Source organism: Isoptericola dokdonensis DS-3 (genome assembly GCF_001636295.1).
Classification (GTDB): Bacteria; Actinomycetota; Actinomycetes; order Actinomycetales; family Cellulomonadaceae; genus Isoptericola; species Isoptericola dokdonensis.
Window position 1 is genome coordinate 883968 of the sequence record NZ_CP014209.1, and the last position, 13013, is coordinate 896980.

The following is a 13013-nucleotide window of genomic DNA, read 5'->3' on the forward strand; positions in this document are numbered from 1 at the left end:
GGGCGCCCGGCGGGGCGGGCCGGTGCGGGAGGTGCCTTGCGGTCGGTGCTCACGCCGCCTCCTCGAGGGACATCTGCGACGAGACGATCTCCTGATACGTCTCGTTGCCGGCCAGGAGCTCGGCGTGGGTGCCGCGGCCGACGACGCGGCCGTGGTCGAGGACGACGATCTGGTCGGCGTCGCGGATGGTCGCGACGCGCTGCGCGACGACGATCACCGCCGCGTCCCCGGTCCGTGGTCGGAGCGCTGCGCGCAGTCGGGCGTCGGTCGCGTAGTCGAGCGCGGAGAACGAGTCGTCGAACAGGTAGACGCGGGGCCGGCGCACGATCGCGCGGGCGATGGCCAGGCGCTGGCGCTGCCCGCCGGAGAACGTGGTGCCGCCCTGCGCGACCGGCGCCTCGAGACCCTCGGGCAGCGCCCGTACGAAGTCGGCGGCCTGGGCGACCTCCAGCGCCTCCCACATCTCCGGCTCGGTGGCGTCGGGCTTGCCGTACCGCAGGTTGTCCGCGACGGTGCCGCTGAACAGGTAGGCCTTCTGCGGGACGAGCCCGAGCAGGGAGCCGAGGTCGCCGGAGGCGAGGTCGCGCACGTCGACGCCGTCGAGGAGCACCCGACCCCCGGTGACGTCGAACAGGCGCGGCACCAGGTTGAGCAGGGTCGACTTGCCCGCGCCGGTGGAGCCGATGATCGCGGTGACCGCACCCGGCCGCGCCGTGAACGAGAGCTCGTGCAGCACCGGCTCGTCCGCGCCCGGGTACCGGAACTCGACGGCGTCGAACCGCACCTCGCCGCGCGGCCCCTCCCCGTCGGCGAGGGACGTCAGGGCGACCGGCGACGAGGGCTCGGTCACGGAGGTCTGGGTGCCGAGCACGTCGCTGATGCGGCCCGCGGCGACCGCCGCGCGCGGCACCATCATGACCATCATCGTGCTCATCATGACCGCCATGAGGATGTACATGATGTAGCTGAGGAACGCCATGAGCTCGCCCACCATCAGCTGGCCGGCGTCGACCCGACGACCGCCGAACCACAGCACCGCGACGCTGGACGCGTTCATGATGAGCATGACCATCGGGAAGGCCAGCGCCATGAGCTTGCCCGCCGCCAGCGACGTGTCGTACAGCTCGGTGTTCGTCGCCCCGAACCGCGCGACCTCCCGGCGCTCCCGCACGAACGCCCGCACGACCCGCAGGCCGGTGATCTGCTCGCGCAGGACCCCGTTGATGGCGTCGATGCGCTTCTGCATCGCCCGGAAGTACGGCACCATCCGCCACAGCAGCAGCCCGACGGCGATCCCGAGCACCGGCACCACGACCAGCAGCAGCCCGGAGAGCGCGACGTCCTCCTGGAGCGCCATGATGACGCCCCCGACCAGCATGATCGGGGCCATGACGATGATCGTGAACGTCATGAGGACGGTCATCTGGACCTGCTGGACGTCGTTGGTGGTGCGGGTGATGAGGGACGGCGCGCCGAACTGCCCGAGCTCGCGGGCCGAGAACCCCTGCACGGCGTCGAACAGGTCCCGGCGCACGTCGCGGCCGAGCGCGGTCGCGGTGCGGGCGCCCACGAGGACGGCCCCGATCGCGCACACCACCTGGCCGAGGCTGACGACCAGCATCCAGCCGCCGACCTGCATGATGTAGGCCGTGTCGCCCCGGGTCACGCCCTGGTCGACGATGTCGGCGTTGAGGGCCGGCAGGTAGAGCGAGGCAAGGGTGGCCAGCAGCTGGAGGGCCACCAGGAGCCACACCGCGCCCGTGTAGGGGCGCAGGTAGCTCCGCGCCAGGGAGACGAGCATCAGGGCTCCTCGGGGTGGGGGGTTCCGCTGCCGTGCGCGGGCGCGTCGGCAGGAGCAGGGCGGCCGTCCGGCGCGGACGGGCGGCGGTCGTCGGACACGAGCCCGTGCACGAGGACGTCGGCCACCACGCGGGCGGGTGGTGCGGGGGTCAGCCGGTCGATGCGGCCGTGGGTGCCGGCGATCGAGGCCTCGAGCACCGCGACGGCGACGTCGACCGGCACGCGCAGCCGGTGCGCGTCGGGACGCAGGAGGTCCTGCAGGCCGTGCACGGTGACGTTGCGCTGCAGCTCGCGCTGCCCGAGCAGCCGGGCACGGAGCTCCGTGGCCTGCGCGGACGTCGGGTCGGGGGCGTCGCCCGCCCGCTCGTGCAGGGACCGCAGGACGCTCATCCACCGCACGACCTCGGCCATCCGGGCCCGGCCGAGCTCGATCGCGGCGGTGAGCCGGTCCTCGAGCGGGTCGGCCGGGTCGATGCCCGCGAGCTCGGCGCGGGTGGCCTCGGGACCGGAGGCACGGTGCAGTCCTTCGTACGCGACGGCGCCGACGAGGGTCCGCTTGTCGCCGAACGCCCGGAACAGGGTGCCCTCCGCGACCCCGGCGGCCGCGGCCAGGTCGCGGCTGGTCACCTCGGCGCCGCGTGCGGCGACGAGCGGCAGCACGGCGTCCACGATCGCGGCGCGGCGGTCGGCGGGGGTCATCGGTGTCGCCCGGGTGGCAGGCGGCGTGGTCATGCCGTCGAGGTTAAATGAGTGAGCACTCACTCCGCAACCCGCGGACGGTCCGCACACACGGCAGGGCCGCCGTCCGGGTGGACGACGGCCCTGCGCGGGACCGCGACGGCGGTCGGGTGCTACGGCTGCGGAGGCGCGGGCGGGGTCTCGCCCTCGCCGAGCGTCCGCGGCTGCGCCTGCGGCGGGGGCGGCGCCTGGTGCGTCTCCCCCTGCGGGCGCTGCCCCCGCTCGACCGACGGGTCGAACGGCATTCCCGAGCGGGTGCCCGAGCTCGTGGCGTCCGCCGTGGCGGCCTCCGCCTGGCGGCGCGCCTCGGCCAGCGCCTCGCCCGGGTCCTGCAGCCCGGAGCTCGCCAGCGCGGCCGACAGCCCGGCCCGCGTGCCGCCGTCGCCGCTGTCGTCGCCCGTCGGCTCGGCCGGGATGCCCGGGGTGCCCGGCGTGCCGCCGAACCCCTTGGCGATGGAGCCCAGCGCTGCGGTGAACTCCGTCGGCACGACCCACAGCTTCGACGCCGTCCCGTTCGCGATCTCCGGGAGCATCTGGAGGTACTGGTAGGCCAGCAGCTTCGGGTCGGCGTCGCCCTCGTGGATGGCGCCGAACACCTGGAGGATCGCGCGCGCCTCACCCTCGGCCCGCAGGATCTGCGACTGCGCGTCACCCTCGGCCCGCAGGATCTGGGACTGCTTCTCGCCCTCGGCCGTGAGGATCTGCGACTGCTTGACACCCTCGGCGGTGAGGATCGTGGCGCGGCGGTCGCGCTCGGCGCGCATCTGCTGCTCCATCGCACCCTGGACCGACGCCGGCGGGTCGATCGACTTGAGCTCCACACGGTTGACGCGCACGCCCCAACGCCCTGTCGCCTCGTCGAGCACGCCACGGAGCTGGCCGTTGATCTGGTCACGGCTGGTCAGCGTCTGCTCGAGGTCCATCGACCCGACGACGTTCCGCAGCGTGGTGACGGTGAGCTGCTCGATGCCGGTGATGTAGTTCGCGATCTCGTACACCGCGGACTTCGGCTCGGTCACCTGGAAGTAGATGACGGTGTCGATGCTCACCACGAGGTTGTCCGACGTGATGACGGGCTGCGGCGGGAACGACACGACCTGCTCGCGCAGGTCGACCCCCGCGCGGACCTTGTCGACGAACGGGAAGAGCCAGTGCAGGCCCGGGTCGAACGTCTTGTTGTACCGGCCCAGCCGCTCGATGATGAGCGCTGTGGCCTGCGGGACCACCCGCACCATCTTGAACAGGGCCGTGACCACGAAGACCACGAACGCGAGCAGGACGACCCATCCGATGATGGTCGCTGGTTCCACGAGTACCTCTCTCGGTTGTCAGAACATGGTGCGCAGGAAGGTCAGACGAGCCGGCCGCCGTCGTCGGTGGCCGGCCCCGTCGCCGTGGCGACGGACTGCACGACCGCGGTCGCGCCGTCGATCGCGACGACGCGCACCTCGGTGCCCGGGGCGAGGCGACCGGTGCTGTTCGGGATCCCGTCGTCGGGCAGCCGCGCCGACCACACCTCACCGGCGAGCTTGACCCGCCCGCCGGTCTCGGTCACCTCGGCCAGCACGACGGCGAGCCGGCCGACCTGCGCGGCGGCGTTGGTCTCGACCAGCGGCTCGCGCCGACGCAGGTTGGAGAGCAGCCAGGGCCGCAGCACCGCGAGCAGCAGCACCGCCACGACGCAGGCCACGACGAACTGCAACCAGGGTGGGCCGCCGGCGGCGGCGGTCACGCCCCCGGCCAGCGCTCCCCCGGCCAGCATGATGAACACCAGGTCGAGCGTCAGCATCTCGATCACGGCCAGGACGAGCGCCCCGCCGACCCACCACAACCAGGAGTCCATGATCCCCCTCCGACCACGCCGTCTCTTTGGTCAAGAAAATACCAAAGATCCAGGCGGGCCGGGAGGGTTCAGCGCCCCGCGGGTCGTGCGGCGCGGGCCAGCCAGCGCCCGCCGCCGTGGGCGACGAGCAGATCCATGCCGAAGGCGCGGGACAGGTTCTCGGCGGTGAGGACCTCCTCGATCGGGCCGGCGGCCTCGATCGTCCCGTCGCCGAGGAGCAGCAGGTGGGTGAAGCCCGGCGGGATCTCCTCGACGTGGTGGGTCACCACGACGAGCACCGGCGACGCCGGGTCGCCCGCGAGCTCGGCCAGCGCGCCCACGAGCTCCTCCCGCCCGGCGAGGTCCAGCCCCGCCGCGGGCTCGTCGAGCAGCAGCACCTCGGGGTCGGTCATGAGGGCACGCGCGATCTGGACGCGCTTGCGCTCGCCCTCGCTGAGCGTGCCGTACAGGCGGTCCGCCAGCCCGGCGACGTCGAACGCCGCGAGCAGGTCGTCGGCCCGCGACTCGTCGAGCTCCTCGTACTCCTCGCGCCAGCGGCCCGTCACCCCGTAGGCGGCGGTCAGCACGACGTTGCGCACCGTCTCGTCGCGCGGGATGCGCTCCGCGAGCGCCGCGGACGCGAACCCGATGCGGGGGCGCAGCTCGAAGACGTTGACCTTGCCCAGGCGTTCGCCCAGCAGGTCCACGGTGCCGGCCGAGGGGAACGCTCGGGCGGCAAGGATGTCGAGCAGCGTCGTCTTGCCGGCGCCGTTGGGGCCCAGGACGATCCAGCGCTCCCCCTCGGCGACCTTCCAGTCGATCGAGTCGACCAGGGTCGCCGGACCCCGTCGCACGCTGACACCCTGCAGGTCGAGAACGGCGCTCATGGTGCCCGACCCTACCGGAGCGCCGCGGTGCGGTCGCCACCATCGCCGGCACACCGTCCAGCACCCGGCCCGGCGCGCGCCCCGCGCCCCGCGCCGTCTATCGTGCGGGGTGATGACCCAGTTCACGGCACTGCCCCGGAGCGTCGTGCTCGCGCTGTGGCTCCAGGCCACGGGCGCGTCGCACGGCCTCGCCGTGCGGTCGGTGACGGACGACGACGAGCCGCACGACGTCGTCGGCCTGCCGGGGTCGGACGACGGCGCGACCCTGGCCGAGCTGGTGGCCGCGTTCTCGTCGGGCCCGCGCGAGGTGTGCGCCCTGCTGCCCGCGCCCGGCGACCCGACCGGGGTCCCGGCCGCCGTCGGGGAGGCGGCGGTGGACGCGGGCGAGTGCGTCCTGCTGGCCACCCCGGACGGCGCGTGGGCGGCCGTGCCCCGCGTGACCACGTTCGGCAGCGACCTCGAGCCGGGGCACCTCGTCACGTGGGAGGTGACGCCGGTGCCGCCGTGGTCGACGCTCGTGGCGGGCGCCGTCGGCTCGCTCGCGGAGGCCGAGCGCGAGCTGCGCACCAGCCTGGTCACGGCGACGGAGGCCCTCGACACGCTCGACGTCGCGCGCTGGCGCGACGACGCCGCGGACGCCATCGAGACGGTGCGGCACTCGACGACGGCGGGCTGGCCGGTGCCGGACCTCGAGGGCCGCCGGGCGCGCGTCCTGCAGCTCGCCTGGCGCCTGCTGGCCATCGTCGACCTCGCCACCGCCGACGACGGCGGGGCGGTCAACCTGTGGCAGGTCGACCAGCGCTCGACGGCCCTGCGCGAGGTGCAGCGCACGGCCCGCCGGGCGCTCGGCGCCGCCACGTACGCGGCGGTCCGCTGACCGGTCCCGCGGAGGCCGACCGCCCGACGCGGCCTACTGCGCCCGGCGGTGCACGACCTGGGCGGACGTCTGGTCCCGGGCGAGCATGAGGAGCTGGTCGATGTTGACCCGCGACGGGCGCGTCGCGACCCACGCGACGGCGTCGGCGACGTCCTCGGCGAGCAGCGGCTCGACGCCCGCGTACACGGCGTCGGCGCGCTCCTGGTCGCCCTTGAAGCGCACGAGCGAGAAGTCGGTGTGCACCATGCCGGGGTCGATCTCGCAGACGCGGACCGGCTGCCCGAGCAGCTCCAGGCGCAGCACCCGGGTCATCGCGGCCACGGCGTGCTTGGCGGCGTTGTACCCGGCTCCACCCTGGTACGGCTCGCGGGCGGCGATCGAGCCGATGGTGACGACCTGCCCGTCCCCCGAGGCGACGAGCTTCGGCAGCAGCGCCTTGGTCACCCGCAGCGTGCCCAGCACGTTGACCTCGTGCATCCGTCGCCAGTCGTCGAGGTCCGCGTCGGCGACGGAGTCCGTGCCGAGCGCGCCGCCCGCGTTGTTGACCAGCAGGTCGCAGCGCTCGACCTGCGCGGCGAACGCCGCCACCGACGCGTCGTCGGTGACGTCCAGGGGGATCGCCCGCCCGCCGCACTGCTGCGCGACGTCCGCCAGGAGGTCGGCGCGCCGCGCCCCGAGCACCACGTCGTACCCGGCGTCGGCCAGCGCGCGGGCCGTGGCCGCGCCGATCCCCGAGCTCGCGCCCGTGACGACGGCGACTCCCCTGTTCCGAGCCATGGTGCGGGTCCTTCCGACGTGGGGCCCGCACGGCCGGACGGCGCGGCGGGCGCACCGATGGTAGCCCCGGTGGACCGCTCGGAGCCCACGACCGGCGACGACGCGCGCTACGGCACGGTCCGCACTAGGTTCGACCTCGACGACGCGACGGACGCCGGAGGCACGCATGACCGTGACCGAGCAGGACACGACGGACCGGACCGCCGGACCACGGCACCGCGTGACGGCGGTCGTCCGCCGGGTCCCCTTCACGCTCGCGGTGGTCGCGGCCATGCTGGTGCTCGGAGTCGTCACCGGCGCGCTGTGGAGCCCGTTCGAGGACCACCCCTGGTTCGAGCACGTCGCGTTCGGCGCCCCGGCGTTCGCCGAGGGCCGGTGGTGGACGCCGGTGACGGGGTCGTTCTTCGCGCTGCTGCCCGCCGAGTACCTCGCCGTCGCCGGGGTGTTCCTGCTGCTGGTCGGCTGGTCCGAGCTGCGGCTCGGGACCCGACGGGCCGCGGTCGCCGCGATCACCACGCAGCTCGTGGGCGTGGTCGGCACCGCGGGCGGGCTGGCGCTGCTCACCCGCACCGGGTGGGACTGGGCCGAGCGCACCGCGTCGGTGCTCGACGTCGGCTTCAGCGCGGGCGTCGTCGGCGCGGCGACGGTCACGGCGCTCAGCCTGACGCAGCCGTGGCGGTTCCGGGTGTCGGCCCTGATCACCGTGTACGTCCTGGCCGCCCTGGTCGTCTGGGGCGGCATCGCCGACGTCGAGCACGTCATCGGCTGGCTCGCCGGGCTCGCGCTGGCCCGGCCCCTCCTGGGCGCACGCCTCGACCGGCGCACCTCCACGGGCCGGGTCCAGCGGGCGCGGGTGAACGCCGCCGGCTTCTTCGCGATCTCGGCGCTGCTCGTGCTGCTCGGCACGTTCGCGTCCCCGGCCGGCGGCCCGCTGGGCACCTTCGGCGGCGAGGGCTGGCCGGCCGGCCTCGTGTCCATCACCGTCGACCTCGTCCTCGCGCTCGGCCTGCTGCGCGGGCGCCGGTCGTGGTGGCGGATCGCCGTGGTCCTGACCACGGTGTCGGTGCTGCTGGAGGTGCTGGCGACCGTCGGCGCCGCCCTCGCCGACCGCCACGACCTGCCGCTGCTCGTGCTCATGCTGCTGCTCGACGGCGGTGCGCTGGTGCTGCTCGTGGCCCGCCGGGCGGCGTTCCGGAACCGGCGACGCGCCCGCCTCGACGCCGCGGCCGGGCTCGACCAGGACGCCGCCCGGGAGACGCTCACGCGGCTCGGAGCCGGCCAGCGGCTCTCCTGGATGACGACCTGGGAGGGGAACGAACGCTGGTCGCCGGGCGACACGGACGGCTACGTCGCCCACCAGGTGCACACCGGTGTGGCGGTCGCGCTCACCGACCCGGTCGGGGACGGCCCGATCGGTCGGGCAGAGCTCGTCGACGCGTTCGTGGAGGCCACCCGCGACGCCGGGCTGGGCGCCTGCTTCTTCACCGCGGGTCCGGAGCTCACCGCCCTCGCCACCGACCGCGGGTGGACCGTCGTGACGGTCGCCCAGGAGGCCGTGATCGACCTGCCGGGCCTGGAGTTCCGCGGCAAGAAGTGGCAGGACGTCCGCACCGCGCTGAACCAGGCGGCGAAGCAGGGCGTCACGCACCGGCTCGTCACGCTCGCGCAGGAGCCGCCGGAGGTCCTGGAGCAGGTGCGGGCCATCTCCGCGGCGTGGCTCGGTGACAGCGACCTGCCCGAGATGGCGTTCACGCTCGGCGGGGTGCGCGAGGCGCTCGACCCGGCCGTGCGCGTCGGGCTCGCCGTCGACGCCGACGGCCGGGTGCACGGGGTGACGAGCTGGTTGCCGGTGCACGCGCCCGGCGGGCAGGTCGTCGGCTGGACGCTCGACGTGATGCGCCGCGCACCCGACTCCTTCCGGTACACGATGGAGCTGCTCATCGCGTCCGCCCTGACGACGTTCCGCGACGAGGGCGCCACCGAGGCGTCCCTGTCCGGCAGCCCGCTCGCGCACGGCCAGGACGCGCCCGAGGGTGGCATCGGTGCCGTGCTGGACCAGCTCGCCTCGACCCTCGAACCCCTCTACGGGTTCGACTCCCTGCACCGGTTCAAGCAGAAGTTCCAGCCCCGGGACGTCCCCCTGAGCCTCGTCGTGCCCGAGCCCGCCACCCTGCCGCTGGTCGGCGTCGCGCTCGTGCGCTGCTACCTGCCCGACGCCCGCGCCCGCGACCTCGTCGCCGCGGCCCGCTCGTCGCGGCGGACGCCGGCCTGACCCGACCGGCCCCGGGGCTCAGCCGCGCAGCACCGCGGCGTACACGTCCATGGTGCGCTCGGCGATCGCGGCCCAGGCGAAGTGGTCGGCGGCCCGACGGCGCCCCGCGGCCCCCATCGCGGCGGCACGGCCCGGGTCGGCGACGACGGCGGTCAGCGCGTCGGCCAGGTCCTGCTCGTACCGGGCCGGGTCCACGGGTGTGCCCGTGCCGTCGGTGACCTGCTCGATCGGGACCAGGCGACCGGTGACCCCGTCGTCGACGACCTCCGGGATGCCGCCCGTCGCGGAGGCGACCACCGGCAGCCCGACGGCCATCGCCTCGAGGTTGACGATGCCGAGCGGCTCGTACACCGACGGGCAGACGAACACCGTGGACGCCGCGAGCACCGCACACAGGTCGGGCCGCGGAAGCATCTGCTCGATCCACACCACGCCCGCCTCCTGCCCGCCGCCGCGGACCGTGCGGAGGTCGTCGACCAGCCCACGGACCTCGGCCATGATCTCGGGGGTGTCCGGCGCGCCGGCGCACAGCACCACCTGGACCTCCGGCGGCAGCAGCGCGGCGGCGCGCAGGAAGTGCGGCAGCCCCTTCTGTCGGGTGATCCGGCCGACGAACACCACGGCGGGACGCTGCGGGTCGATCCCGTGCGCGGCGGCGACCCGGGCGACGTCGTCGTCCGCGGGCCGCACCCACCCGTCGAGGTCGATCCCGTTGTGCACCACGTGCACCCGAGCGGGATCGAGCTCCGGGTAGCAGCGCAGGATGTCGGCACGCATCCCGGCCGACACCGCGACCACGCCCGCCGCACCGAGGTACGCCGTGCGCTCCGCCCAGCTCGACACCGCGTACCCGCCACCGAGCTGCTCCGCCTTCCAGGGCCGCAGCGGCTCCAGGGAGTGCGCCGTGACGACGTGCGGCACCCCGTGCAGCAGCCCCGCGAGGTGACCGGCCATGTTCGCGTACCAGGTGTGCGAGTGCACGACGTCCGCGCCGGCGACGTCGTCCGCCATCGCCAGGTCCACCCCGAGGGTGCGCAGCGCCGCGTTCGCCCCCGCCAGGGTCGCGGGCTCGTCGTAGCCGGTGACGTCGGCGACCCCCGGTCGCGGTCCGTCGAAGCAACGCACCCGCACGTCGGCGTGCGCGCGCAGCACGGCGGACAGCTCGGCGACGTGGACACCCGCTCCCCCGTACACGTGCGGCGGGAACTCGCGGGTCAGCAGGTCGATCCGGGGCAGGGTGCTCACGCACGTCAAGGTAGCGCCCTTCGCCGCGTCGTGCGGCATGCGGTCGCCGGAGCCCCTAGGGTTCTGGGCATGGCGTCGTCACACCCCCGCGTCCTGGCCATCGTCCTCGCCGGCGGGGAGGGCAAGCGGCTCATGCCGCTCACCGCGCAGCGCGCGAAGCCCGCGGTCCCCTTCGGCGGGATCTACCGGCTGGTCGACTTCGCGCTGTCCAACATCATCAACTCCCACTACCTGCACGTCATCGTGCTGACCCAGTACAAGTCGCACTCGCTGGACCGGCACATCTCCAAGACGTGGCGCATGTCGTCGCTGCTCGGCAACTACGTGTCGTCCGTGCCGGCGCAGCAGCGCGTGGGCAAGCACTGGTACCTCGGCTCCGCCGACGCGATCTACCAGTGCCTCAACATCATCGACGACGAGCGGCCCGACATCGTCGTCGTGGTCGGTGCGGACCACGTCTACCGCATGGACTTCTCGCAGATGGTCGAGGCGCACGTGGAGTCCGGCGCCCGGGCCACCGTCGCGGCGATCCGGCAGCCCATCGCGATGGCCGACCAGTTCGGCGTGATCGACATCGACCCGAGCGACCCCACGCGCATCCGGGAGTTCCTGGAGAAGCCGGTGAACCCGGTCGGGCTGCCGGACTCCCCCACCGAGGTCCTGGCCTCGATGGGCAACTACGTCTTCGACACCGACGCCCTCGTCGAGGCCGTGACGAAGGACGCGAGCGACCCCGACTCCCGCCACGACATGGGCGGCGACATCATCCCGGCGTTCGTGGCCGACGGCACCGCCGGGGTGTACGACTTCATCCGCAACGACGTACCCGGCTCCACCGACCGCGACCGGGACTACTGGCGCGACGTCGGGACCATCGACGCCTACTTCGACGCGAACAAGGACCTCATCGCCGTCCAGCCGGTGTTCAACCTCTACAACTCCGACTGGCCGCTGCTCACCGGGTACACCGGGCTTCCGCCGGCGAAGTTCGTGCACGCCGGGCCCGGGCGGCTCGGGCACGCGGCAGACTCGATCGTCTCACCTGGTGTCCTCGTCTCCGGGGCGACCGTCGCGGGGTCCATCCTGTCCCCGGGCGTGCACCTGCACTCCTGGGCGACCGTCACCGACTCCGTCGTGATGGACGACGTCCAGGTGCACCGGCACGCCCAGGTCCACCGCGCCATCCTCGACAAGTTCGTGGTGGTGGACGAGCGTGCCCGGATCGGCGTCGACCACGAGGAGGACCGGGCCCGCGGGTTCACCGTCACCCCGTCGGGGATCACCGTCGTCCCGAAGGGTACCCACGTTGCCTGACCGCGCTCCCGCCGCGACCCCGTCCGCCCCGCACGACCCGCAGCACCCTCGGCGACTCGTCGTCACCGACGTCGACTCGACCTTCCTCACCCAGGAGGTCATCGAGCTCATCGCCGAGCACGCCGGCACCCGCGAGGAGGTCGCCGCCGTCACGGAGCGCGCCATGCGCGGCGAGCTCGACTTCGCCGCGTCCCTGCGGGAGCGGGTCGCGACGCTCGCCGGGCTGCCGGTGAGCGTGCTGGACGCCGTGCGCGACGCCGTCGTCCTCATGCCCGGCGCCGCCGAGCTGGTCACGGAGGTGCAGCGGCGCGGCTGGGAGTTCGGGCTGGTCTCCGGCGGCTTCGCCGAGATCCTCGAACCGCTGGCCGCCGCGCACGGCATCACCCGCTGGCGCGCGAACCGGCTCGAGGTCTCCGACGGCGTCCTCACCGGCCGCACGGTCGGGCCGGTCGTGGACCGCGCCTTCAAGGAGGCCACCCTGCGGGAGTGGGCCGACGAGCTCGGCCTGCCGATGGACGCCACCGTCGCCGTCGGCGACGGCGCCAACGACCTCGACATGATCGGGGCCGCCGGGATCGGGATCGCCTTCGCGGCCAAGCCGCTCGTGCGCGAGCAGGCGCCGTACGGCATCGACGGGCCCCGGCTCGACGAGGTGCTGCGGGTCGTCGACGAGGTCGACGGCCGCACCGCCTGAGCGGTGGGCCGGCCCGGCCTCAGCTCGGGCGGCCCACCCGCACGAGGCTGGCGCTGCGCCGGCCCCACTCGGGCCAGGGCTGCTTGACCGCGTGCAGCACCGAGTACGTGGCCGTCGGCACCCCGACGCGCACCTGGGCGAGCGCCCCCTCGTCCGAGCCCTTGTCGGCGACCCAGGCGGCGGTCGCGGCCATCGTGGGCTCGTGCCCGACGACGAGCAGCGTCTTGACCGACGGGTCGACGTCGCGCACGAGGTCCAGCACGTCCGCGACGCTCGCCACGTACAGCTCGTCGCGCACGACGGCCTTCACCTTGCCCCCGCCCCCGCCGAGGTGGCCCCTGGCCAGCTCCCACGTCTGACGGGTGCGCAGCGCCGACGACACCAGGACCAGCTCCGGGACGAGACCCGCCGCCGTCAGCGCCATCCCGACGCGGCTCGCCTGCTTGCGCCCGTTGAGCGCCAGCGGCCGGTCGTGGTCCGGCAGGGAGTCCGAGGAGGGCTCCGCCTTGGCGTGCCGGAGCAGCACGAGACGACGCCCCGGGATCGAGGCGCCGTCCGCGTGCTTGGGCTGCTTCATGGGTGGGTGC

At 74.1% G+C, this 13013-nt stretch carries 12 protein-coding genes; 4 read left to right on the plus strand and 8 right to left on the minus strand.

Annotated features, from left to right (window positions below):
* Window positions 1-49: 49 nt before the first annotated feature.
* From I598_RS04230 to I598_RS04250, 5 genes are all read right to left on the minus strand, one after another.
* Window positions 50-1801, minus strand: coding sequence for an ABC transporter ATP-binding protein (locus I598_RS04230; protein WP_068201558.1), 1752 nt, complete (start codon window positions 1799-1801; stop codon window positions 50-52).
* The gene (locus I598_RS04235) at window positions 1801-2532 is read right to left on the minus strand and encodes a TetR/AcrR family transcriptional regulator (protein ID WP_083972859.1); all 732 of its coding nucleotides are present in this window, start codon (window positions 2530-2532) and stop codon (window positions 1801-1803) included. Before I598_RS04235 ends, I598_RS04230 begins: the two co-directional genes overlap by 1 nt.
* A gap of 119 nt (window positions 2533-2651) precedes the next feature.
* The gene (locus I598_RS04240; protein WP_068201563.1) at window positions 2652-3848 is read right to left on the minus strand and encodes an SPFH domain-containing protein; all 1197 of its coding nucleotides are present in this window, start codon (window positions 3846-3848) and stop codon (window positions 2652-2654) included.
* Window positions 3849-3889: 41 nt separating this feature from the next.
* A complete protein-coding gene (locus tag I598_RS04245) occupies window positions 3890-4381 on the minus strand; it encodes an NfeD family protein (RefSeq protein WP_068201565.1) in 492 nt (163 codons plus the stop codon).
* A 68-nt stretch (window positions 4382-4449) separates the two neighbouring features.
* Window positions 4450-5247: an ABC transporter ATP-binding protein gene (locus tag I598_RS04250; protein ID WP_068201569.1), complete on the minus strand. Its 798-nt coding sequence runs from the start codon at window positions 5245-5247 to the stop codon at window positions 4450-4452.
* Between the two features lie 112 nt (window positions 5248-5359).
* Between I598_RS04250 and I598_RS04255 the strand changes: the two genes are divergently transcribed.
* Window positions 5360-6124 (plus strand): hypothetical protein, encoded by a 765-nt coding sequence (locus I598_RS04255; RefSeq protein WP_068201571.1) that lies wholly within the window; start codon window positions 5360-5362, stop codon window positions 6122-6124.
* Between the two features lie 33 nt (window positions 6125-6157).
* Here I598_RS04255 and I598_RS04260 read toward each other — a convergent pair whose 3' ends face one another.
* Entirely contained in the window at window positions 6158-6901 is a 744-nt protein-coding gene (locus tag I598_RS04260; protein WP_068201572.1) for an SDR family NAD(P)-dependent oxidoreductase, read from the minus strand.
* 166 nt (window positions 6902-7067) lie between these two features.
* Between I598_RS04260 and I598_RS04265 the strand changes: the two genes are divergently transcribed.
* Window positions 7068-9173, plus strand: coding sequence for a bifunctional lysylphosphatidylglycerol flippase/synthetase MprF (locus I598_RS04265; protein ID WP_083972861.1), 2106 nt, complete (start codon window positions 7068-7070; stop codon window positions 9171-9173).
* An 18-nt stretch (window positions 9174-9191) separates the two neighbouring features.
* Here I598_RS04265 and glgA read toward each other — a convergent pair whose 3' ends face one another.
* Window positions 9192-10418, minus strand: coding sequence for a glycogen synthase (glgA, locus tag I598_RS04270; RefSeq protein WP_232314259.1), 1227 nt, complete (start codon window positions 10416-10418; stop codon window positions 9192-9194).
* 69 nt (window positions 10419-10487) lie between these two features.
* Here glgA and glgC point away from each other — a divergent pair, with 69 nt between their 5' ends.
* The gene (gene glgC / locus I598_RS04275) at window positions 10488-11732 is read left to right on the plus strand and encodes a glucose-1-phosphate adenylyltransferase (RefSeq protein WP_068201574.1); all 1245 of its coding nucleotides are present in this window, start codon (window positions 10488-10490) and stop codon (window positions 11730-11732) included.
* The gene (gene serB, locus I598_RS04280) at window positions 11725-12426 is read left to right on the plus strand and encodes a phosphoserine phosphatase SerB (RefSeq protein WP_068201576.1); all 702 of its coding nucleotides are present in this window, start codon (window positions 11725-11727) and stop codon (window positions 12424-12426) included. The genes glgC and serB overlap by 8 nt, the downstream gene beginning before the upstream one ends.
* Window positions 12427-12445: 19 nt before the next feature.
* Here serB and I598_RS04285 read toward each other — a convergent pair whose 3' ends face one another.
* Window positions 12446-13003, minus strand: a complete 558-nt coding sequence (locus I598_RS04285; RefSeq protein ID WP_068201578.1) for a SixA phosphatase family protein — start codon at window positions 13001-13003, stop codon at window positions 12446-12448.
* Between the last annotated feature and the right edge of the window lie 10 nt (window positions 13004-13013).